Annotated in this window: 1 pseudogene; it reads right to left on the bottom strand. The window is 65.2% G+C overall.

Annotation, left to right across the window (positions count from 1 at the left end):
• Nucleotides 1-102: 102 nt before the first annotated feature.
• Nucleotides 103-587: pseudogene (locus tag ACBY01_RS17180) on the bottom strand (IS5 family transposase); the annotation flags it as partial.
• Nucleotides 588-589: the final 2 nt, after the last annotated feature.

Below are 589 nucleotides of genomic sequence, written 5' to 3' on the forward strand. Positions count from 1 at the left end.
CTTGAACTCGCCCGTATACCGCTTCCGCGTCGTCTTCATTCCCGTCCATCCCTCACGTCCGGGATAGCTTAGCCTCCTGTCCAGAAAACCGGCACCACCTCAATCGGCGTCGTAGCCCCGGTCGCCGAGCAGCCACTGCGCTTTCGGCAGGTCGTCCAGCAGCGCTGCCGCGCCGGTGTAGTCGCTGACCTGTCCGGCCGTCATGAAGAAGCTCAAGGGGCGGCCGTTCGCATCGGCGACGGCATGGAGCTTGGTGTTCATGCCGCCTTTGGTGCGCCCGATCAGGCGGCCGAGATCCCCTTTTTAACCCGCAGGCTCGATGCCGTGCGGTGGGCCTTGAGGTAGGTCGCGTCGATCATCACCGTATTCGGCTCGGCGCCGACCGCAGCCAGACCCTCCATCATCCGCGTGAACACGCCCGCCTCGCCCCAACGCTTCCAGCGGTTGTAGAGCGTCTTGTGGGGCCCGTAAGCGCTGGGTGCATCGCGCCAACCCAGCCCGTTGCGGTTGACGAACACGATGCCGCTCAGCACCCGTCGGTCATCGACCCGAGGCTTGCCATGGCTCTTGGGAAAGAACGGTCGCAGGC

Origin of the sequence: Sphingomonas mangrovi, from assembly GCF_047975845.1 — a bacterium.
Lineage (GTDB): Bacteria > Pseudomonadota > Alphaproteobacteria > Sphingomonadales > Sphingomonadaceae > Sphingomonas.